At 72.7% G+C, this 20,717-nt stretch carries 18 protein-coding genes; 8 read left to right on the top strand and 10 right to left on the bottom strand.

The features are described 5' to 3' along the window. Window positions 1-42 precede the first annotated feature (42 nt). Complete coding sequence (locus tag AB5J51_RS27610; protein ID WP_369778920.1) at window positions 43-1,074, bottom strand: hemin ABC transporter substrate-binding protein; 1,032 nt, start codon at window positions 1,072-1,074, stop codon at window positions 43-45. A gap of 125 nt (window positions 1,075-1,199) precedes the next feature. Between AB5J51_RS27610 and AB5J51_RS27615 the strand changes: the two genes are divergently transcribed. The 3 genes from AB5J51_RS27615 (at window position 1,200) to AB5J51_RS27625 (ending at window position 4,926) form a co-directional block, all read left to right on the top strand. Continuing rightward, a complete protein-coding gene (locus AB5J51_RS27615; protein WP_369778921.1) occupies window positions 1,200-2,741 on the top strand; it encodes an HtaA domain-containing protein in 1,542 nt (513 codons plus the stop codon). A 75-nt stretch (window positions 2,742-2,816) separates the two neighbouring features. Next, window positions 2,817-4,235 carry an HtaA domain-containing protein gene (locus tag AB5J51_RS27620; protein ID WP_369778922.1) on the top strand — a complete coding sequence of 473 codons (1,419 nt, stop codon included), beginning with the start codon at window positions 2,817-2,819 and terminating at the stop codon, window positions 4,233-4,235. 19 nt (window positions 4,236-4,254) lie between these two features. Continuing rightward, a complete protein-coding gene (locus AB5J51_RS27625) occupies window positions 4,255-4,926 on the top strand; it encodes a PhzF family phenazine biosynthesis protein (RefSeq protein ID WP_053785053.1) in 672 nt (223 codons plus the stop codon). Between the two features lie 28 nt (window positions 4,927-4,954). Here AB5J51_RS27625 and AB5J51_RS27630 read toward each other — a convergent pair whose 3' ends face one another. Further along, complete coding sequence (locus AB5J51_RS27630) at window positions 4,955-5,602, bottom strand: heme oxygenase (biliverdin-producing) (RefSeq protein ID WP_136224521.1); 648 nt, start codon at window positions 5,600-5,602, stop codon at window positions 4,955-4,957. 172 nt (window positions 5,603-5,774) lie between these two features. Beyond that, window positions 5,775-6,632: a type I methionyl aminopeptidase gene (map, locus tag AB5J51_RS27635; RefSeq protein ID WP_030291553.1), complete on the bottom strand. Its 858-nt coding sequence runs from the start codon at window positions 6,630-6,632 to the stop codon at window positions 5,775-5,777. Window positions 6,633-6,714: 82 nt separating this feature from the next. Here map and AB5J51_RS27640 point away from each other — a divergent pair, with 82 nt between their 5' ends. After that, entirely contained in the window at window positions 6,715-6,954 is a 240-nt protein-coding gene (locus AB5J51_RS27640) for a hypothetical protein (protein ID WP_053785055.1), read from the top strand. A gap of 55 nt (window positions 6,955-7,009) precedes the next feature. Here AB5J51_RS27640 and AB5J51_RS27645 read toward each other — a convergent pair whose 3' ends face one another. Beyond that, a complete protein-coding gene (locus tag AB5J51_RS27645) occupies window positions 7,010-7,615 on the bottom strand; it encodes a hypothetical protein (protein ID WP_136224522.1) in 606 nt (201 codons plus the stop codon). Between the two features lie 115 nt (window positions 7,616-7,730). Between AB5J51_RS27645 and npdG the strand changes: the two genes are divergently transcribed. Continuing rightward, window positions 7,731-8,447: an NADPH-dependent F420 reductase gene (npdG, locus tag AB5J51_RS27650; protein ID WP_369778923.1), complete on the top strand. Its 717-nt coding sequence runs from the start codon at window positions 7,731-7,733 to the stop codon at window positions 8,445-8,447. A 265-nt stretch (window positions 8,448-8,712) separates the two neighbouring features. Beyond that, a complete protein-coding gene (locus AB5J51_RS27655; protein WP_030291561.1) occupies window positions 8,713-8,898 on the top strand; it encodes a hypothetical protein in 186 nt (61 codons plus the stop codon). Window positions 8,899-8,902: 4 nt separating this feature from the next. On the opposite strand, the gene AB5J51_RS27660 is transcribed toward AB5J51_RS27655, so the two are convergent. Beyond that, window positions 8,903-9,700 (bottom strand): site-2 protease family protein, encoded by a 798-nt coding sequence (locus AB5J51_RS27660; protein WP_053785058.1) that lies wholly within the window; start codon window positions 9,698-9,700, stop codon window positions 8,903-8,905. Between the two features lie 73 nt (window positions 9,701-9,773). Here AB5J51_RS27660 and AB5J51_RS27665 point away from each other — a divergent pair, with 73 nt between their 5' ends. Continuing rightward, window positions 9,774-13,118: a BTAD domain-containing putative transcriptional regulator gene (locus tag AB5J51_RS27665; protein WP_369778924.1), complete on the top strand. Its 3,345-nt coding sequence runs from the start codon at window positions 9,774-9,776 to the stop codon at window positions 13,116-13,118. Window positions 13,119-13,177: 59 nt separating this feature from the next. On the opposite strand, the gene AB5J51_RS27670 is transcribed toward AB5J51_RS27665, so the two are convergent. The 3 genes from AB5J51_RS27670 to panB all read right to left on the bottom strand — a co-directional run bounded on the left by AB5J51_RS27670 (window position 13,178) and on the right by panB (window position 16,031). Continuing rightward, window positions 13,178-14,029: an ABC transporter permease gene (locus AB5J51_RS27670; protein WP_053785060.1), complete on the bottom strand. Its 852-nt coding sequence runs from the start codon at window positions 14,027-14,029 to the stop codon at window positions 13,178-13,180. After that, window positions 14,026-15,060 carry an ATP-binding cassette domain-containing protein gene (locus AB5J51_RS27675; protein WP_199827963.1) on the bottom strand — a complete coding sequence of 345 codons (1,035 nt, stop codon included), beginning with the start codon at window positions 15,058-15,060 and terminating at the stop codon, window positions 14,026-14,028. The genes AB5J51_RS27670 and AB5J51_RS27675 overlap by 4 nt, the downstream gene beginning before the upstream one ends. Before the next feature lie 110 nt (window positions 15,061-15,170). Then, entirely contained in the window at window positions 15,171-16,031 is an 861-nt protein-coding gene (panB, locus tag AB5J51_RS27680; RefSeq protein ID WP_030291569.1) for a 3-methyl-2-oxobutanoate hydroxymethyltransferase, read from the bottom strand. Between the two features lie 340 nt (window positions 16,032-16,371). Between panB and AB5J51_RS27685 the strand changes: the two genes are divergently transcribed. Further along, complete coding sequence (locus AB5J51_RS27685) at window positions 16,372-17,400, top strand: endonuclease/exonuclease/phosphatase family protein (protein ID WP_053785061.1); 1,029 nt, start codon at window positions 16,372-16,374, stop codon at window positions 17,398-17,400. A gap of 106 nt (window positions 17,401-17,506) precedes the next feature. Here the strand turns inward: AB5J51_RS27685 and AB5J51_RS27690 are convergent, their stop codons facing one another. Continuing rightward, window positions 17,507-19,261, bottom strand: coding sequence for an NAD+ synthase (locus AB5J51_RS27690; protein WP_136224524.1), 1,755 nt, complete (start codon window positions 19,259-19,261; stop codon window positions 17,507-17,509). 64 nt (window positions 19,262-19,325) lie between these two features. Beyond that, a complete protein-coding gene (locus AB5J51_RS27695; RefSeq protein ID WP_369778925.1) occupies window positions 19,326-20,648 on the bottom strand; it encodes a DUF4352 domain-containing protein in 1,323 nt (440 codons plus the stop codon). Window positions 20,649-20,717 lie beyond the last annotated feature (69 nt).

Raw genomic sequence — 20,717 nt, forward strand, 5'->3', positions numbered from 1 at the left:
GCGCCCGACGGCGGCGCGGCACTCGCGTTCTGCCCGGCCACGTCAGGCCTTGCCGTACAGCTGGGAGATCAGCGAACTCAGCACCTGGTCCGTGCGCGGGCCGTAATTGAGAAGCACGCCGTCGTCGACGGTGACGACCCGCCGGTCCAACCCCGCCGGGGTCTGCGCGACGCCCGGGATCTTCACCAGGCCGTCCGTGCCGCCCACGGACTCCAGTCCCTTGGACATCACCAGGATCGCGTCCGGCGCGGCAGCCGCCAGCGCCTCGCTCGTGATCGGCGTGAAGTCCTTGCCGAGCCCCGACTCCTTGCCCGTGTCCACGGCGCCGGCCGCTTCGAGCAGCGGGGCCGCGCCCGAGTCGGCGCCGCCCATCAGGTACACGGAGGCGGTGCCGCGCAGGTACAGGAACGCCACCCGCGGCTTCTTCCCGGCCGCATCGGCGGGGATGCCCTTGCGGGCCGCGGCGATCCGCTCCGCGGTGCGCTGGTTCAGCTGCACTCCGGCGTCCTTGACGCCCAGCGCACCGGCCACCGTCCCGATCCGCTTCGGTACGTCCTCCAGCGACTTGGCCGGGGCCACGACCAGCAACGGGATGCCGGCGTCGCGGATCTGCCGGATCGCCTCGGCCGGGCCGGAGGTGGTCTCGGCCAGCACGAGTGTCGGGCGCAGCGACAACACGCTCTCCGCCGAGACGTCATGACCCCGGGTCACCACCGGCAGCTGCGCGGCCTGTTCGAAGGTGGCCGTGATGTCGCGGGCGACGACCTGGGGGCCGAGGCCCAGGGTCTGGACGATCTCGTTGAGGCTGCCCGTCAGCGGGACCACCCGCTCCGCCGAGGTGACCGTCACCTGGCGGCCGTCCGCCGACGGCACGGTCACCGGGAGCGCCGGCAGTGGAGCCGGGGAGAGCGGCTCCACCCGGTCCGGCGCGGCGGCCGGCCGGGCGGCGGCCCCGGGTCCGGCGGCGGACGTGCCCGCGCAGCCCGTCAGGGCGGCCAGTGCCAGGACGGAGAAGGTGAGCGCAAGGGCAAGGGCGCGGCGGGGGGCGCGGGTTGGCGCGGCGGGCGTAGGCACGAAGGCACCGTCCTGATCGTCCGGCTGGAGGTCGGGCTGAGGTTCCGGGGAGCCGGGGGTTCCCCTCCGACGGGAGGTAGCTTAGGTTAGCCTAACCTTATTAACCAGACCCGGAAGGGGCATTCATGCCCTCGCGACCCGCCCGCGCATCCGCAGTCGCCCTGGTGGCGGCCCTCGCGGCCCTGTTGTGCGCCCTGCTCCCGGCCACTGCCGCCCATGCGGCCGGCCGTACCGTGCAGGGGGGCCGGCTCGACTGGGGCATCAAATCGTCGTTCCAGAGTTATGTCACAGGCCCGGTTGCGAAAGGCTCTTTCAAGCTGAAGAACGGCGCCGCCACCGTCGGCGGCAGCCTGTTCCGCTTCCACTCGGCCACCGGCTCCTACGATCCGGAAACCGGCGCCTTCGAGGCCGCCTTCAGCGGCGGCGTCGTCTTCCAGGGCCACCAGAAGCCGGACGGCTCGTACGAACTGGACCTGACCGTCAGCCGCCCGACCGTCAAGATCAACGGCGGCAGCGGCACCCTCTACGCGGACGTCTCCAGCAAGGCCAAGGACACCGGCGCGGTCACCACACAGACCCAGGTGCCCTTCGCCGCCCTCGGCCTCGGCGGCGTCAACACGAAGGGCGGCGGCAGCCCGATCGCCTTGACCGGCATCCCGGCCACCCTCACCGACCAGGGGGCCAAGGCCTTCGCGGGCTACTACTCGGCGGGCGCGCAGCTCGACCCCGTCTCGCTCTCCGCCGACGTCAAGGCCGCCCCGGCCGCCGAGACCGCACCGGCCGCGAGCCCGTCGGCGCAGCCCTCGCAGCCGGCGCAGGATCCGCAGGCCGCCCAGGGCGCGTTCGCCGACGCCGCCGTCGACTGGGGTGTCCGGCGCACGTTCCGCGAGTACGTCACCGGGGCCATCGGGCAGGGCAAGTGGACCCTCGCCGAGGGAGCCCAGGACGGCGGCGCGCTGTTCCGCTTCCCGCAGGGCAAGGGCGCGTACGACGGCCGGAAGGGAACCCTCGACGCCGCCTTCGCGGGCACGGTCCACTTCACCGGCGCCCATCTGGACCTGAAGCTCGGCGGGCTGAGCGTCAAGGTGGAGAACGGAAAGGGCGTCCTGTCCGCCGACGTCACCACCGGCAGCGAGACGAAGAACGCCGTCGCGCTCGTCGAGTTCGACGCCAAGGGGCTGAAGACCGACGGCGCACTCGTCACTCTCACCGAAGCCCCGGCCACCCTCACCGAGGGCGGCTCGCAGGCTTTCACATCCACGGCCGTGTCTTCTCTGTACGCGGCGGGCACCGAGATGGACCCCGTCTCGCTCGCCGTCGCGCTCGACGCCACTGCGAAGCTGCCGGCCCTGCCCGATCTGGGCTCCACGGCCTCGCCCGCCGCGCCTGCGGCCCCCGGCACGTCCGCTGCTCCCGCCGCGAAGGAGGGGGAGTCCTCGAACGCCGGGCTGTACGCCGCCCTCGGGGTGGCCGTCCTGGTCCTGGCCGGCGGCGCGGGCTACCTCGTGCTGCGCCGCAACCGCCGTACGGAGGCCGACGCGCCCGACGCGCCCGACGGGCGCGGCCAGCCCGGCCGGGCCGACGAGCCCGGCCAGCCCGACGCGCCCGGCCAGGCCGATCCGGACGGTCCCGCCGAGTCCGCGGACGCGCAGCAGCCCAGGCCCTGACCACGCGCCCGCCCCGACAGCCCTTACGCCTCACTCCCTCAGCCACCCCCCGTCGCCTTTCAGGAGGCCCCCGCAATGTCCTCGTCCCACCGCCGTCCGCTCGCCCTCGCGGCCGCCGTCGCCACCGCCGCCGCGCTCGGCTCCACCGCCCTCGTCCTGCCCGCCACCGCGGCGGACGGTGCCCCGGCCGGCCCTGTGAAGATCGTCGGCGGCACCCTCGACTGGGGTGTGCTCGCCGGCTACCGCGCCTACGTGACCGGCATGGCCAAGGGCACCATCACCGTGGCGGACGGCGCCAAGCAGAACGAGGACGGCAGCCTGCGCTTCGGCGAGCCGACCGGGCAGTACGAGCCGGCCGCCGGCCACGTCGTGAAGGCCGCCTTCAAGGGCAGCGTCACCTTCTCCTCGCCCGCCCCGCCGGCCGGCCACGGCTTCGAGGTCAAGCTCTCGGACTTCCGCATCGACACCGGCACCAAGAAGCTCACCGCGGACGTCACCAAGGGCAGCGCCACGACCCAGGACGTGCCGCTGGCCGCGGTGGCCTTCGCCGGCCAGTCGATGGACGGCCTCGCGACCACCCTCACCAAGGAGGCCGGGGACGCGCTCGGTTCGGCCTCGTACGAGAACAAGGCCGGCGACCCGCTGACCGCGAAGCTGGAGTTCGAGAAGCCCGCCCCGCCCAGCCCCTCCCCGACCCCCACGAAGTCGGCGACCCCCTCCCCGACCCCGACGAAGTCGGCGACGCCCTCCGCGACGCCGACGGCCCCGGCCGACGGCCCGCAGAAGATCCTCAGTGCCAAGCTGACCTGGGGCGTGAAGGAGTCCTTCCGCAAGTACGTCCTGGGCGCGGGCTCGATCACCCCGGCCGGCGGCGCGGCCAAGAACGGCGACCTCTTCGACTTCGCCCTCGGCAAGGGCGAACTCGACGCGAAGAAGCAGACCCTGAACGCCTCCTTCGAGGGGAGCCTCCGCTTCCAGTACGCGGCCCACGGCATCGACATGACCTTCGCCAACCCGCGCGTCGCCGCGGCCGGCAAGACCGGCACCCTCTACGTGGACGTCAAGAACGCCTCCGGCAGCAAGGCGGACGTCCCGTTCGCCACGCTCGACCTGTCGAAGACGGACTACAAGTCCAAGGACGGCGTACTGGCGCTGAACGCGGTTGCGGCAGCGTTCACGGCCGAGGGCGCCGCCTCCTTCGCCAACGACACCACCGGCTCCCTGTACAAGGCCGGAGACGCGGTCGACCCGCTCACCCTCTCCGTGGCGGTGGACAAGGGCGCCACCCTCCCGACGGGCGGCCCCACCCCGAACACCGGCGCCGCGGGCGGCACGGGCGGTACCGGGGCCGCAGCCGGCACCGTCGGCGGGAACCTCGCCAGCACCGGTGCCGAACTCCCGGCCGGAGCCCTGCTCGCCACCTCCGGCGCGGCCGTCGCGGCCGGCGCCGGAGCGGTTTTCCTCGCACGCAGGCGGCGCGCCGTCCGGATCTGAACCGTGTTTCAATTTTCGCGTGAACGATCTGGATGTGCTCAAGGTCTTCTGCGCGGGCGACGGGCGGTACGGCAACCTGCTCGGCGTCGTACGTGACGGCCGGACCTGCCCCGACGACGCGTCGCGGCAGGCGCTGGCCGCCGAACTCGGCTACAGCGAGACGGTGTTCGTCGACGACCCCGAGCGCGGGGTCGTCGACATCCGCACGCCCGGGACGCGGATGACCTTCGCCGGCCATCCGCTGGTCGGGGTCGCCTGGCTGCTCGACATCGAGGAGCTCCAGCCGCCCGCCGGCTCCGTATGGGCCCGTGACGACGGGGAGTTCACCTGGATCACGGCCCTCCCCGAGTGGGTCGAGGGCAAGCGCACCGAGCAGTACGCGAGCCCCGCCGAGGTCGACGCGCTGCCCGCGCCGCCGCCCGGCGAGGGCTGGCTGTACGCCTGGGCCTGGGAGGACGAGGCCGCGGGCCGCATCAGGGCCCGCGGCTTCCCGCGCCGCCCCGACGGGGTCATCGCCGAGGACGAGGCCACCGGGTCGGCCGCGATACTGCTGACCGCCCAGCTGAACCGCGCCCTGAACATCACCCAGGGCGCGGGCTCCCAGATCCTCACCGCGCCCGGCCCGGACGGCACCGTCGAGATCGGCGGCCGCGTCCGCTTCGCGAAACTGCCCGAGGCGCGGACCGAATAGATGCGTACGCCGTGGAGACCGGGGCGCGTCAGGCGCTCAGCGGGAACTCCCGGCCCAGCTCGCGGAAGACCGCGCCGTTGAAGTCGAAGGCGCGCTTGCACTCGTCGATGATGCGCTGCTTCTCCAGGTCGTCCGCGGCGATCGCGTCCAGCAGCTCGCGGTAGGTCCGCTTGAAGGCCGCGGGGTTGTTGATCTCCGCGAAGACGTAGAACCGGACACCGTCGCCCTTGCGCGTGAAGCCCCACGTCCGCTCCGCCTTGTCGCGGATGATCTGGCCGCCGGAGAGGTCGCCCAGGTAGCGGGTGTAGTGGTGGGCGACGTACCCGCCGGGCCAGGTGGCCGCGCACTGCGCCACGCGGGCCGCGTACGCCTCGGTGGCGGGCAGTGCGATCAGCGTCTCGCGCCAGGACGGCCCGCGCAGGTGTGCCAGGTCGCGCTCGATCTCGGCGACGCGCATCAGCTCGGGCCGTATGAACGGGCCGGCCACCGGGTCGTCCTTCAGGGATTCGGCCGCGTCTTCCAGGGCCCGGTACACGAACCACAGCTGCTCGGTGTAGCGCGTGTACGCGTCCACCCCGAGCCGGCCGCCGAGCAGGTCGCTCATGAAGGTCGAGGTCTCGGCCTCGGTGTGCTGCTCGTGCGACGCGACACGGATGACCGTAGAGAAGGCGTCCAAGACAATCCTCCGGAGACGGGACGAGGAGACGGGCGGCGCCGCCGGGCGTGACGGCACGTCCGCCACGCCCGATCCTCGTGCTTAGGCTTACCTAAGTCAATGTCTTCCCGACGCGGTGTCGGTAAAACACCCCCGGCGAAGATTCTCCGCCGGGGCTCCGGCTTTCCGGCTCCTACGGCAGGGTGAGGATCTCGGCTCCCGTGTCCGTCACGACCAGTGTGTGCTCGAACTGCGCGGTGCGCTTGCGGTCCTTCGTCACGACGGTCCAGCCGTCGGCCCACATGTCGTACTCGTGCGTGCCCAGGGTCAGCATCGGCTCGATCGTGAAGGTCATCCCGGGCTCGATGACCGTCGTGGCGTGCGGGCTGTCGTAGTGCGGGATGATCAGCCCGGAGTGGAAGGACGAGTTGATGCCGTGCCCGGTGAAGTCCCGGACCACGCCGTAGCCGAAGCGCTTCGCGTACGACTCGATGACCCGGCCGATCACGTTGATCTGGCGGCCCGGCTTGACGGCCTTGATCGCCCGGTTCAGGGCCTCGCGGGTGCGCTCCACGAGCAGCCGCGACTCCTCGTCCACCTCGCCGCACAGGTAGGTGGCGTTGTTGTCGCCGTGCACGCCGCCGATGAACGCGGTGACGTCGAGGTTCACGATGTCGCCGTCGCGCAGGACGGTGGAGTCGGGGATGCCGTGGCAGATGACCTCGTTGACCGAGGAGCACAGGGACTTCGGGAAGCCCCGGTAGCCCAGCGTCGACGGGTAGGCGCCGTGGTCGCACATGTACTCGTGCGCGACCCGGTCCAGCTCGTCGGTGGTCACCCCCGGGGCGATCAGCTTGGCGGCCTCTTCCATCGCCTGTGCGGCGATCCGGCCGGCGATGCGCATGGCCTCGATGGTCGCGGCCGACTGCACCTCCGGTCCGGTGTACGGAGTGGGCGCGGGCCTGCCCACGTACTCGGGCCGGCGGATGTTTCCGGGAACGGAACGGGCGGGAGAGAGCTCGCCTGGTACGAGCAGCGACTGGCCAGACATGCAAGCGAGTGTATCCAGCGGGGATGGGGCAGCATGGCGGCAGAGAGCGGGATCGAGAGGTATCGAGAGGAGCCCGAGGACGATGGCCCTGTTCAAGAAGCGTCAGGTGGGCAAACCCGGCGAGTGGTACTACTGCCTGGTCCACCACAAGGTCGAGGAAGGCCCGGAGTGCCCGGCGAAGGACCGTTTCGGCCCGTACGCCTCGCCGGAGGAGGCCGCCCACGCCATGGAGACCGCCGAGGAACGCAATCTCGAATGGCAGAACGACCCCAAGTGGAACGACAAGTCCCGCGACGAGGACGAGGGCACGGCCGCCCCGTAGGGCCGTAGGGCCCGTCGGCCGTCAGGGCTCCGGGGGCTCCAGGGGCTCGTGGGGCCTACCAGCGGCTGGGCGGCGGCGCGGTCAGCTGGTCGGCCAGGCGCGCCAGCCGGTCCCGCAGCCGTCGCGGCCCGCGCCGCACCGGCAGGCCGTTCTCCCCGGCCGCCGCGCTGACCAGGTGCTGCACGGTGTCCAGGTCCAGCTCGCCGGCCCCTTCCCGTACGGACAGGGCGTCGTGCGCGAGCGCGGCGAGATCCGGATCGCCGCCGTCCAGGGACAGTACGGTCGCCCCCGCGCGCCGGGCGTCGTGCACCCGCTCCAGCAGCCCCGCCCCCGGCTGCTCCGGCGCCACCACCAGCAGGGTGTGCCCGCGCCGGGCCGCCTCCAGCCGGCCCAGCCCCACCGACAGGTGCGCCGGCTGCCCGGGCAGCACGCGGTGGCGTACGAGCGTGGGCGCCAGCTCCGGCAGTCCCGACCAGGCGGCCTCGTCCACCAGGTGCGCCGCCAGGTGCCAGGGCTCGTACTGCTCGGTCCCCACCAGCAGCAGGTTCCCGCCGGCCGGCGAGACGGAGCTCCGCAGCGATCCCGCGAAGCGGCGCGCGGCACCGGGCCACTGCGTACCGGCGAGCACCTCGCGCAGCAGCGCGACCCTCACGGCGTCCATATCGGCATCCTGCCGCATGGAAGGGACATACGGGAGCGCTTCGCCCCGCTTGGCCCGGCCGGGCGCAGCCCCGTTCCCGTTCGACTCTGCGGGTCCCGGCATTACCCTCGCCCCCATGACCTCCTCAGACAGCACTCAGACTTCCCCCGCGACGGCGCCGGCCAAGGACCCGTGGGACCTGCCGGACGTCTCCGGCCTCGTCGTCGGCGTCCTCGGCGGCACCGGCGACCAGGGCCGGGGCCTGGCCTACCGGCTCGCCCGGGCGGGCCAGAAGGTGATCATCGGCTCCCGCGCCGCCGACCGCGCGCAGAGCGCCGCCGACGAACTGGGCCTCGGCGTGGAGGGCGCGGACAACGCCGAGTGCGCGCGCCGCAGCGACATCGTGATCATCGCGGTGCCGTGGGAGGGCCACGCCAAGACCCTCGAAGCCCTCCGCGAGGACCTCGTGGGCAAGCTCGTGGTGGACTGCGTCAACCCGCTGGGCTTCGACAAGCAGGGCGCGTACGCCCTCCACGTCGAAGAGGGCAGCGCGGCCCAGCAGGCCGCGGCCCTGCTCCCCGACTCCCGGGTGACGGCCGCCTTCCACCACCTCTCGGCGGTCCTGCTCCAGGACGAGTCCGTCGAGGAGATCGACACCGACGTGATGGTCCTCGGCGAATCCCGCGCCGACACGGACATCGTGCAGGCCCTGGCCGGCCGTATCCCGGGCATGCGCGGGGTCTTCGCGGGCCGCCTGCGCAACGCCCACCAGGTGGAGTCCCTGGTCGCCAACCTGATCTCCGCCAACCGCCGCTACAAGGCCCACACGGGCCTGCGCATCACGGACGTCTGAGCCGCCGCCTCTCCGCCCGGCGGCCGCCCGCCGGGCCCAGGGCGGACCTGGTCAGCGGCGGCTGCCGACGCGCGCCTCGACGGGGCCGAGGTGGGCCACCACCCCCTGGTAGAAGGGGAACCGTAGCGGCGTGGTGCGTGGGAGGTTGGGGAACGGCGAAAAAGGGTCGGAAGCGGAGGGCGCGGGGCTTTACGGGAGCACTGCAGTGCATGGGGGACACTGGAGGGGCTCGACCCCGTTCCGTGTCGCCGAGGAGCTGTTCCCCATGCCCCGCCTTGCCGTGTTCGCCATCGTCGTCTGCGTGCTGTCCGTGGCCGCGGCCGTGGTCGCCTTCGTGGAGGGCAGCTTCCTGGGGATCGTCTGGGTGCTGCTGGCCGGGCTCACGTCCAACATGGCCTGGTACTACCTGCGCAAGGCGAAGGCCGAGAAGGCAGCCCGCTCCGCGGGCTAGCCGCCTACTGCGGGACCGCGCAGAAGCCGTTCGCGTCCTGCCAGAAGCGGTAGAGGTCGCGGCCGCAGTAGGTCTCCAGGTCCGACACGCCCAGCGAGGCCAGCAGATCGCGCACCACGTCGAAGAAGAACCCGTTGACCTCCGGGATCCACAGCAGCGCGAAGACGGCGATCAGCCCGAACGGCGCCAGCGGCGCGACCTCGCGGCGGATCCGGTACGAGAGCCAGGGCTCGATGATCCCGTAGCCGTCCAGGCCCGGGACCGGCAGGAAGTTCAGGATCGCCGCCGAGACCTGGAGCAGCGCGAGGAACGCGAGCGCGAAGCGGAACGGCAGCGGGACGCCGTCGAGGGCGTCCAGCCAGAACGGCGCCGTGCAGACGATCGCGAAGGCCACGTTGGTCAGCGGGCCCGCCGCAGAGATCAGGCTGTGCTTCCAGCGGCCCTGGATCCGGTCCCGCTCGATGTACACGGCGCCGCCGGGCAGGCCCAGCCCGCCCATGATCACGAAGATCACCGGCAGGATGATGCTGAGCAGCGCGTGCGTGTACTTCAGCGGGTTCAGCGTCAGGTAGCCCTTGGCCCCGACCGTGAGGTCGCCGCTGTGCAGGGCCGTGCGGGCGTGCGCGTACTCGTGCAGGCACAGGGAGACGATCCAGGCCGAGGTCACGAAGAGGAACACGGCGAGCCCGGTGCTCGTCGAGTACCCCGTCCACACGGCCCACCCGGTGACCGCCATGACGGCGGCGATCCCGAGGAATACGGAACTGATCTGCCGCTCGCTGCGGCTGCCCTGATGACCCATGCGGCGAAACCTACCCCGGGCACACGGCCAAAAGGATTACGGGGTCGGGGGCGGAGCCAGCGACAATGGGCCGGTGCGCTACGCGATTCTCGGCACGGCCCAGGCCATCCGCGACGACGGGACCCCCGTCGCCGTCGGCGGAGCGCGCCTGCGGGCGCTGCTGACGGCGCTCGCGCTGCGCCCGGGGCGGGCGGTGCCGGTGCACCTGCTCGTGGCCGAGGTGTGGGACGGGGACCCGCCGGCCGACGCGGTCGCCGCCCTCCAGGCGCTGGTCGCGCGGCTGCGCCGGGCGCTGGGGCACGAGGCCGTGCGCTCCGCGGAGGGCGGCTACCTGCTGGCCGCCGAGCGGGACGACATCGACCTGTACCGCTTCGAGCGGCTGGCCCGGGCCGCGGGCGAGGCCCCGGACCCGGCCGGGGCGGCCGCCCTGTACGACGAGGCCCTCGCCCTGTGGCGCGGGCCCGCGCTGGCAGACCTCCCGGACCCGGCAGCCGAGGCCGCGCGCTGGGATGCCGTACGGGCGGACGCGCGCCGGGGCCGGCTCGCGGCGGCCCTGGCCCTGGGCGGGGCCGAGCGGGCCCTCCCCGAGCTGACCGCCCTGTGCGAGCAGCGCCCGCTGGACGAGCCGCTCCAGGCCCTGCGGATCCGCGCACTGCGGGACGCGGGCCGCCCGGCAGAGGCGCTGGCCGCCTACGACACCGTCCGCCGCACCCTCGCCGCCCGCCTGGGCGCGGACCCCGGCCCGGACCTCCGAGCCCTCCACGCATCCCTCCTGGCCCCGTCCCCGGCGTCCCCCGCCGCCCCGCAGCAGCCGGACCAGGGCCCAGCCCAGGCCCCGTCCCCGGCCCCGGCCCCGGGCAGCGAGGCGGCCGGTGGGCTCGTACCGCCCGGCCAGGGCAACCTGCGGGCGCGGCTGACCAGCTTCGTGGGGCGGGAGGGGGACATCCGGGTCATCCGGGAGGACCTGGCGCGGGCTCGGCTCGTGACGCTGCTCGGGCCCGGCGGGGCCGGGAAGACACGGCTGTCCCAGGAGGCCGCCGAGCGCGCCGCCGTGGCCTGGCCCGACGGGGTGTGGTTCGTGGAGCTGGCTCCCGTGGACGATCCCGAGGACGTCGCCGAGGCCGCGCTCACCGCGCTCGGCGCGCGCGAGACCAAGCTGCGCGGCGCCGCCGCGGAGGAGCTGCGGGCGCTGACCGACCGCGCCGGGGACCAGCCGCTCGACCGGCTCGCGGAGCACTGCGCGCGGCGCCGGATGCTGATGATCCTGGACAACTGCGAGCACGTCGTCGGCGCCGCCGCCGAGCTGGCCGAGGAGCTCCTCGCGCGCTGCCCCGGCGTCCGGATCCTGGCCACCAGCCGCGAACCCCTCGGCGTGCCGGGGGAGTTGCTGCGGCCGGTGGAACCGCTGCCCGACCCCGTCGCGCTGCGGCTCCTGGGCGACCGGGGGGCCGCCGCCCGGCCCGGGTTCAGTGTCGAGGACGACCCGGCCGCCGCCGCCGAGATCTGCCGCCGCCTCGACGGGCTGCCGCTCGCCATCGAGCTGGCCGCCGCCCGGCTGCGACTGCTCACCCCGCGCCAGATCGCCGACCGCCTCGACGACCGCTTCCGGCTCCTGACCAGCGGCGCCCGTACCGTCCTGCCCCGCCAGCAGACCCTGCGCGCCGTCGTCGACTGGTCCTGGGACCTGCTGGACGAGCCCGAGCGCGTCGTCCTGCGCCGCCTCTCCGTCTTCGCCGGCGGCTGCGACGTGGCCGCCGCCGAGGCCGTGTGCGCCGACCCCGGCACGCTCGCCGACCCCGACACCCTCGACGTCCTCGGCTCCCTCGTCGACAAGTCCCTCGTCGTCGCCGCCCCCGGCCAGAGCGGCGGCATGCGCTACCGGCTCCTCGAGACCGTCGCCGAGTACGCCGCCGAGCGGCTGGCCGAAGCCGACGGGGACCGCGCCGACACCGAGCGCCGCCACCTCACGTACTACCGCGAACTCGCGCGCACCACCGAGCCGTTGCTGCGCGGCCGCCACCAGCGCGAGGCCACGGGGCGGTTCGCCGCCGAGTACGAGAACCTGCGTACCGCGCTGCGCCGCGCCGTCGCCGCCCGCGACACCGACGAGGTGCTCTGCCTGGTCCACTCCCTCACCTGGTACTGGCAGATGCACGACCTGCGCGCCGAGTCCCGGCACTGGTCCAACGCCGCCGGCGCGCTCATCCCCGACCCCTTCGTCGCGCCGATCACCCCCGCCGAGCCGGTGTACGCGCAGCTCGTGGACACGCCCCCGCCGTACAGCGGGGAACTGCTCGTCGAGGCCTGGCGCGGCATCCGGATGATCCAGCTCGCCTCCCGCGACCAGACCAACGAGAGCTGGAACGCACCGGAGATCCGGGCCCAGATCGAGGGGATCGTCGCCGCCTACCGGCCCGGCCTGCCGCAGACCTGCCGGACCCCCGCCGGCCTGTGGATCTACGCCGTCATGATCGCCGGCGACCCCGGCCTGCTCCAGCAGGTCCTCGACGCCACCGTCGACACCGCCCGGGAGCTGGACTACCGCTGGGAGCTGGCCGCCGCCCTCCAGGTACGGGCCAACGTGCTGGCCAACCGGCCCGCCTGGTGCGGAGACGCGGCCCGCGACGCCGACGAGAGCCACGCCCTGTTCGAGTCGCTCGGCGACGACTGGGGCTGCGCCGAGGCCCTCTCCGCCCGCGCCGAATCCCGCGAGAAGCGGGGCGAGTACGCGCAGGCCGCCGACGACTTCCGGTCCGCGATCGAGCACGCCGAGCGGCTCGGCGCCCCGTCCCAGGTCACGGTCCTGCGCGTGCGGATGGCCGGAACCCTCATCGAGAACGGCGCGGTCGCCGAGGCCGAGGCGCTCCTCGACGAGATCGTGGGCACCCCGCGGAGCTACGGCAACGAGGCCATGCCGGCCGCCCGGATGTTCCTCGCGAGCATCTACGGCCGCACCGGCCGCATCGCCGAGGCCCGCCACCAGCTCCAGCTGCTGCGCGACGAGTTCGCGTTCGGCGCGTTCGCCATCTTCGACGGGTTCCTGCTCGGCACGATGGCCTGGCTGGAGAACCAGGAGGGCAAGTACACGGAGGCACTCGCCATGATCCGGGAGGCCATGGTGACCGCCCAGGACCCCCTCGCCCAGATGGTCGCCCCGCAGCTGCCCGCCGTGTACCTGATGACGGCGGCCCTCTCCCACGCCTGCCTCGGCGGCGCGCAGCACGCGTACGACGCCGCGCGGCTGCTCGGCGCGTACCGGGCCCTGCTGCCGCAGCAGCACTTCCCGATCAGCACGGAACGGGAGGACGCGGCCCGGGCCGAGGAGCTGACGCGGGCCGCGCTCGGCGAGGCCGCGTACGCGTCCGCGTACGCCGAAGGCGGCGGCCTCACCCTGGAGGAGGCCACCGCCCTCGTCTGACCCGGCCCCCCGTGCGGGGCCCGTCCGGGACGCGATCCGGAACGGACCGTCGTCCCGGATCAGGTCTTCTGGCGGAACTTGCGGACCGCGAGCGGCATGGTGACCGCCGTGATGGCCACGGACCAGATCAGGGTCACCGTCACCGGGTGGGCGACCGCACCCCCGTTGATCAGGCCGCGGGCCGCGTCGGCCAGGTTGGACAGCGGGTTGTAGTCCGTGAAGGTCTGCAGCCAGCCGGGCATGGTCGAGGGCGGGGCGAAGATCGAGCTGCCGAACTGAAGCGGCATCAGGACCAGCATGGCCATGCCCTGGACGGCCTGCGCGGTCTTCATGGTGAGACCGAGCAGGATGAAGATCCACATCAGCGAGGCGCCGAAGACCGCCGACAGGCCGATGGACAGCAGCAGGTCGAACACCGAGGTCTTGATCGACAGGCCGAGCATGAAGCCCACGGTGAGCAGGATCGCGATCGCGACCATCATGCGGCCGAGCTCGACGACGATCTTGGCGATCAGTACGGACGACCGGGCGATCGGCATGGACCGGAAGCGGTCCATCACGCCCTTCTTGAAGTCGTCGTTGACGCCGGTGCCGACGCCCATGGCGATGTTCATGCCCATCATGGCCATCAGACCCGGCACGACGTAGTTGACGTACGCCTCCTGCTGGCCCTTGCCGGAGATCGCGCCGCCGAAGACGAACACGAACAGCAGCGTGAAGATGATCGGCATGAACAGGACGTCGAACATCGACTCGGGGTCCTGCTTGATCTGCAGGGCGTTGCGGCGCACCAGGGCGCCGATGTGCCGCAGGTTGGCGCGCAGGCCGATCCGGCCCTCGCCGGAGCGGTCCTCCACCGGGGCCGGAGCGGGCGCGGTGGGAGCGGGCTTCGTCGTGGTTACGGTGCTCATGCCGCGACCTCCTCGGTCTTCTCGGTGGGAACGGAGTCCTCGACGGAGGTGGGCCGCTGGCCGGTGATGGCCAGGAACACCTCGTCCAGGCTGGGCAGGTACGTGCCGAGGTCGGCGATCGCGTACCCGCGGGCGGCCAGCAGGCCGACCACCGCGGTCAGTTGCTCGTCGCTCAGGATCGGGACCAGCAGCACGCCCTCGTCCGGCACGGCCTGCGAACCGGCCACGCCGTCGAGCCCGGCCTCCGCCAGCGCACGGGCCATGCCCGGCAGGTCGGACGCGGCGACGGGGCGGATCTTCAGGGTCCTGCCGCCGACCCGCGCCTTCAGCTCGTCGACCTTGCCGTTGGCGATGACCTTGCCCTTGTCGATGACCGTCAGCTCGCTCGCGAGCTGCTCGGCCTCCTCCATGTACTGGGTGGTGAGCAGGACGGTGGCTCCCTCGGCGACCATCCGCTGCACCTCGTCCCACACCTCGTTGCGGGTACGGGGGTCCAGGCCGGTGGTCGGCTCGTCCAGGTACAGCACGGCCGGGCGGCCGATCATGGAGGCGGCCAGGTCGAGCCGGCGGCGCATGCCGCCGGAGTAGTTCATCGCGGCCTTCTTGGCGGCGTCGGTGAGCGAGAACCGCTCGAGCAGCTCGTCGGCGCGCGACCGGGCGTCCTTGCGGGACAGGTCGAGCAGCCGGCCGATCATGTAGAGGTTCTCCCAGCCGGAGAGCTTCTCGTCGACCGAGGCGTACTGGCCGGTGAGGCCTATGGTGCGGCGCAGCTGCCGCGGCTGGCGGACCACGTCGTAGCCCGCGACGGTCGCGGTCCCGGCGTCCGGGACGATCAGGGTGGAGAGGCAGCGCACGAGGGTGGTCTTGCCTGCGCCGTTGGGTCCGAGGACCCCGAGGACGGTGCCCTCGCGGACGTCCAGGTCGACACCGTCCAGGGCTTTGGTCTCGCCGTAGTGCTTGACCAGTCCCCGTACCTCGACGGCGTTCGAGCCGTTCTGGGGATTCTTGTCGTTTCGCGTCATGGGCATCATGGGACCATCCGCCACCGACAACGCACCGACAGCGGACCGACAGGCGACCGACAGGAAGCCGACAGCCCGCCGACGATGCGTCGGCGGGCTGTCGGACGGGGCGCGTTCGATCAGTGGAAGCTGTGCTCGGCCTGCGGGAACGTTCCGCCGACCACGTCCTCGGCGAAGGCCTTCGCCGCGTCACCCATGGTCGCGCGGAGGTTCGCGTACTGCTTCACGAACTTCGGCATCTTCCCGCCGGTCAGGCCCATCATGTCGGTCCACACCAGCACCTGCGCGTCGCACTCCGCGCCGGCGCCGATGCCGACCGTCGGGATGTGCAGGGACCGGGTGACCTCGGCGGCCAGCTCGGCCGGGACCAGCTCCAGTACCACCGCGAAGGCGCCCGCGTCCTGCGCCGCCTTGGCATCGCGCAGCAGCTGGTGCGCGGCCTCGTCGCCGCGGCCCTGCACCCGGTAGCCCATGGCGTTCACGGACTGCGGGGTCAGGCCCAGGTGGGACATGACGGGGATGCCGGACTGCACGATCAGCTCGGTCTGGTGCAGCGATCGCTCGCCGCCCTCCAGCTTCACGGCCCCGACGCCGGCCTCCTTCACGAGGCGGGTGGCGCTGCGCAGCGCCTGCACGGCGCCTTCCTGGTACGAGCCGAACGGCAGGTCGCCGATGACCAGGGCCCTGCTCGTGCCCCGTACGACGGCAGCCGACAGCAGGGTCATCTCGTCCATCGTCACGGGGACGGTGGTCTCGTAGCCGAGGTGACAGTTGCCCATGGAGTCGCCGACGAGGATGACCGGGATGCCGGCCTCGTCGAAGACGGACGCGGTCATCGCGTCGTAGGCGGTGAGCATGGGCCACTTCTCGCCGCGCTCCTTGGCGAGAGTGAGGTCGCGGACGGTGATCCGCCGGGTGCCCGTGCCTCCGTACAGGGTGGGGGAGGCGGCTTCGCGGGCAGGCGAAACGGCATGCGTCATTGCAACTGCTCCTTGATGTCATCTCGAGGCGCCCTTACGGCGTCCCCGGACTCACCCACCATGGTGGCACCTGCCCGGGCCGTGGCGAAAGTGGCGCGAAGGCCTGTGCGTCACACTCCTGGCTCACACCAGGACCACTCCTGGCCCCCTCATGGTCCCCTCCGCGGCGGTTCGGCGCGCGCGAGAGGCAATGTACGCGTTTCGTGACAAGCGGAACTCCGGCCACACGGCCGTTCGTCCTCCCGGACGTACGGCCGGAACAACGGCACGGAAGGCTGCGTCCATCGCCTAGGGTCAAGGAGCGGGGACGGAGCGCAAGCACGGCAGCGAGGGCAGTGGCATGGCACAGGCGTACATGACGGAGACGGGGAACGGCGGCTCGGAGCCCGAGCCCTCCGGATCCCGCCTCCGGCGCCGACTGGCCGCGCTGCGCAGAGACCGGGGCATCTGGCGGCGCGGGATCGTGACCGCGGCCCTGGCCGCCCTGATCTCACTGGTCATGATCTTCCACGCCGAGCTGCCGAACGACGTGGGCAACCTCGGCAGCCTCACCGAGACCTTCCTGCCCTGGCTGGGCCTGGCCGTGCCGCTGCTGCTCGTCGCCGCCGTGATCCGCAAGTCGGCGACCGCGCTGATCGCGATACTGCTGACGGCTGTCGTATGGGTGAACCTGTTCGGCAGCCTGGTCCTCGACAAGTCCGGCTCCGGCGGCAACCTGATGGTCGCCACGCACAACGTCGACGCCGACAACCCCGACCCGCGCGGCACCGCTGCCCGGGTCGCGAAGTCCGGGGCCGACGTCCTGGCCCTGACCGAGCTCAAGGGCAGCGTCGTCCCCGTCTACGAGCAGGCCCTGGCGGGTACGTACAAGTACCACTCCGTCGAGGGCACGGTCGGCGTGTGGAGCAAGTACCCGCTGAGCGCCAGCTCGCCCGTCGACATCAAGATGGGCTGGACCCGCGCCATGCGCACCACCGTGGACAGCCCGTACGGCCAGATCGCCGTCTTCGCCGCCCACCTGCCCTCCGTCCGGGTCAAGCTCAACGCCGGCTTCACCGCCAACCAGCGCGACAACAGTGCCGGGGCCCTGGGCGCCGCGCTCGCCGCCGAACCGCTGAAGAAGGTCATCCTGCTCGGCGACCTCAACGGCACCATGAACGACCGCTCCCTGTCCGAGGTCACCTCGCAGATGCGCTCCACGCAGGGCGCGGCGGGCGACGGCTTCGGCTTCAGCTGGCCGGCCCAGTTCCCGATGGCCCGCATCGACCAGATCATGGTCCGCGGGATCACGCCGGAGGGCTCCTGGACCCTCCCGCGCACCGGCAGCGACCACCTGCCGGTCGCTGCGCGGCTGACGGTGAAGAAGTAGGCCCGAGAAGCAGGCCCGTGGTCCGCACCGGTTTCGAGAGGGGCCCCACCGCATCGGCGGTGAGGCCCCTTGTCCGATCCGATTGTCCGAGCCGAGCCCGCAGCGGCTACGCCTGTTCGCGCCAGCCGTTCGTGATGGGCAGCCGGCGGTCCTTGCCGAAGCCCTTCGCGGAGATCTTCGTGCCCGGCGGGTACTGGCGGCGCTTGTACTCCGCCGTGTCCACCATCCGCAGCGTCCTGGCGACCAGCTCGGGGTCGAATCCGGCCGCGACGATCGCCTCCAGGCCCTGGTCGCGGTCCACGTACAGCGCCAGGATCGCGTCCAGCACCGGGTAGTCCGGCAGCGAGTCCGTGTCCACCTGGCCCGGGCGCAGTTCGGCGCTCGGCGGCTTCACGATGGAGTTCTCCGGGATCGGCGGGGTCTCGCCGCGCTCGGCCGCGGCCCGGTTGCGGTACTGCGCGAGCCGGAACACGTCCGACTTGTAGACGTCCTTGATCGGCCCGTACGCGCCCACCGAGTCGCCGTACAGGGTGGAGTAGCCGACGGCCAGCTCCGACTTGTTGCCCGGGGCCAGCACGATGTGGCCCTCCTGGTTGGACACCGCCATCAGCATGGTGCCGCGCAGCCGGGACTGGAGGTTCTCCTCCGCCAGGCCGGTCAGGCCCAGCGAGCCCATGTACGCGTCGAACATCGGCTCGATCGGTACCGTACGGAAGTTCAGGCCGGTCCGGTCGGCCAGATCCGCCGCATCGCCCTTGGAGTGCTCCGAGGAGTACTTCGAGGGCATCGAGATGCCGTAGACGTTCTGCGCGCCGATCGCGTCGCAGGCGATGGCCGCGACCAGCGCCGAGTCGATGCCGCCGGAGAGCCCGATCAGGACGGAGCGGAACCCGTTCTTCTTGACGTACGCGCGCAGGCCCACGACCAGCGCGTCGTAGACCTCCTCGTCGTCGTCGAGGCGGTCGGCGTAGCCGCCCGTGACCACCGGCTCGTACGGTTCCACCGGCTCCTCGGAGAGGATCACGTGGTCGATCCGCAGGCCGTCGTCGACCACGCCCTCGGGCGCGTCGGCCCGCGCCGCGGGCAGGTCGAGGTCCACGAGGACGCAGCCCTCGGAGAACTGCGGGGCGCGCGCGATGACCTCGCCGGCGGCGTCGACGACGATCGAGTCGCCGTCGAAGACCAGCTCGTCCTGGCCGCCGATCATCGCCAGGTAGGCGAGGGTGCAGCCGGCCTCCTGGGCGCGCTTCTGGACCAGTTCCAGGCGCTGGTCGTCCTTGTTGCGCTCGTACGGGGAGGCGTTGACGGAGATCAGCAGGCCGGCCCCGGCGGAGCGGGTGGCCGGGACGCGGCCGCCCTCCTGCCAGAGGTCCTCGCAGATCGCCAGGGCCACGTCGACGCCGCGCACCCGGATCACCGGCTGGGTGTCGCCCGGCACGAAGTACCGGAACTCGTCGAACACGCCGTAGTTGGGGAGGTGGTGCTTGGCGAAACGGAGGGCGACCTTCCCGCCGTAGAGCACGGCGGCCGCGTTCTCCGGGGATCCGGCGGGGCGGCCGAGCCGCGGGGCGGCCTTCCCGGAGCGGTCGAGGTAGCCGACGACGACCGGCAGTTCGCCGAAGCCCTCGACGGCCAGCCGCTGCGCGAGTTCGCGCAGCGCGGTGCGGGAGGCCTCGACGAAGGAGCCGCGCAGGGCGAGGTCCTCGACGGGGTACCCGGTCAGCATCATCTCCGGGAACGCCACCAGGTGGGCGCCCTGCTCGGCGGAGTGCCGGGTCCAGTGGACGACCGAGTCGGCGTTGGCGGCGATGTTGCCGACCTGCGAGTCGATCTGATTCAGAGCGAGGCGAAGTTGAGGCACGGGACCCAGTCTAATCGTCTTTCTGACGCGATGTCCTGGGGCCCGCACTTCTCGTGCGCTTCCGTCAGCCGATCGAGCCGCTGAACTTCGCGTTGGGCATCATGATTCCGGGCGAGATGTCGGCGCTGATGCGCTCGGTGCCCTCGGGCACCTCGAAGGCCACGACCCCGCTGGCGGACTCGCCCGGCAGGATGTCGCCCTTGATCATCTTCGGGACGTCCCCGTCGAAGACGAGCTTGGCGGTCATCCCCTTCTCGTCACGGACGTTGGGCATCGCGTAGATGACGTTGTGCGCGGCGGACGAGCCGTTGGTGATGGTGAGCGTCATCTCCACCGCGTTGCCCACCTGGGAGTACTTGTTCTTGGTGACGTACTTCTTCGGCGTCGAGAGGGTCACCTTGATGCCGTTCGGGTACGTGTACGTCTCGCCGAACGGCAGCGGGGTCGTCATGCCGGGGACCTGCGAAGGCGAAGGCATGGGCGAGGCCTTCGGGACCGGCGGCGTGCTGCGGCGGAGGTCGGCCGGGGGGTCCCAGTCGTCGTCGAGGCGGTCGCCGGCCCGTTCGATGACGAGGCCGGTGAGGAGGAAGCCGCCGACGGAGGCGCCGAAGCCCAGTACGGCGAGCACGGTGCCCACCACGGCCATCGTCTTGCGGCCGGCGCCGTCCGAGGCGCGGACGAGGGCGCCGATGCCGATGCCGATGCCGATCACGGCGAGGAGGGAGCCCAGCCAGAAGACGAACGGGATGAGCCCGACGACCACGGCGGCGATGCCGATGACGAGGGCGGCGACGGCCAGGCCGTTGGTGGCGGTGGAGGGGGCGGGCGTACCCCAGGGGTTGCCGGGGCCGGCGCCGGGGCCGGCGTGGGCACCCCAGGGGTTGCCGGGCGGCACGGGCGCGCCGGGTCCGCCGGGCGGCACGGGCGCGCCGAACGAGGGGGCCGGGGGAGCCGCGAACTGGGGCGCGGTCGGCGGCGCGAAGGCATCGGCGGGCGCGGGCGGCGCGAAGGCGTCGACGGGCGCGGGTGCGGGCGCGGGCTGCGGCGCGGGGGCCGGCACGGGCGCGGGCTGCGGCGCGGGGGCCGGCACGGGCTCGGGCTGCGGTTCGGGCGTGGGAGCCGGCACGGGCTGGGGCTGCGGTTCGGGCGTCGGCTCGGGCGCGGGCGCCGGCTCGGGCCGGGCTTCGGGTTCCGGCGTCGGCGCGGGCTCCGGGGCCGGTTCCGGCGTCGGCTCCGGCTCCGGCACCGGGGACTTCTGGAGCGACAGCGGCAGCGGCTGCGCCGGCTCGGGCGCGGAGGGCGCCGGGGCCGGCTCCGGTATGGGCGTGCCCGCGGGCTCCGTCGGCGGACCGGACGGGCTGCTGGGCGGGTTCGGGGGCGTGCTCATACCTGGCGGAAGTCCTCACGGGGGTGGCGTGCGCGGTGATCACCAAGCCTGCCATGCGCTCCGTAGAGC

This window comes from Streptomyces sp. R33 (assembly GCF_041200175.1).
Lineage (GTDB): Bacteria > Actinomycetota > Actinomycetes > Streptomycetales > Streptomycetaceae > Streptomyces > Streptomyces katrae_B.